General features: G+C 69.6%; 1 protein-coding gene. It reads right to left on the bottom strand.

The genetic code is table 11. The features are described 5' to 3' along the window. The coding region (locus tag RM572_RS29135) for a YczE/YyaS/YitT family protein (protein WP_394813731.1) at positions 1 to 453 on the bottom strand (453 nt) is incomplete at its 3' end. Positions 454 to 460 lie beyond the last annotated feature (7 nt).

The following is a 460-nucleotide window of genomic DNA, read 5'->3' on the forward strand; positions in this document are numbered from 1 at the left end:
GGTGCGCACCAATCGCACCGACAACCCGGTGCGGGCAACGAGTCCGGTCATCAGGCCGTCGCGGGGTCCGGGGCCCAGGCCGGCACCGATGTAGAGCACGGTGCTGATGGCGTTGAGCACGACGGCGCCGATCATCATCGCGATGCGAACCGGCAGTGCCGAGGGCGCGGGCAGGACGGCCAACGTGGCGTCCACCGTGACGGCGATGACGATGACGTTGGCGACGGTCCCGATCCCGGGCCGGTTACGCAACGGGATCCAGGCCAGCAGGACGACGACGCCGACGACGGCGGAGGCCATCCCGAGGGACAGCGGCGTGTGCCGGGTCAGACCCTGGTGGAAGACGTCCCACGGATCGAGGCCGAGCCCGGCGCGCACCATCATCGCCATCGACGCGCCGTAGCCGCAGAGGCCGATCAGGAGCAGGGCACCACGTTTGAATCCCGCCCTCATGAGTGAT

It is taken from the genome of Streptomyces hazeniae, assembly GCF_031845485.1.
Taxonomy (GTDB): Bacteria; Actinomycetota; Actinomycetes; order Streptomycetales; family Streptomycetaceae; genus Streptomyces; species Streptomyces hazeniae.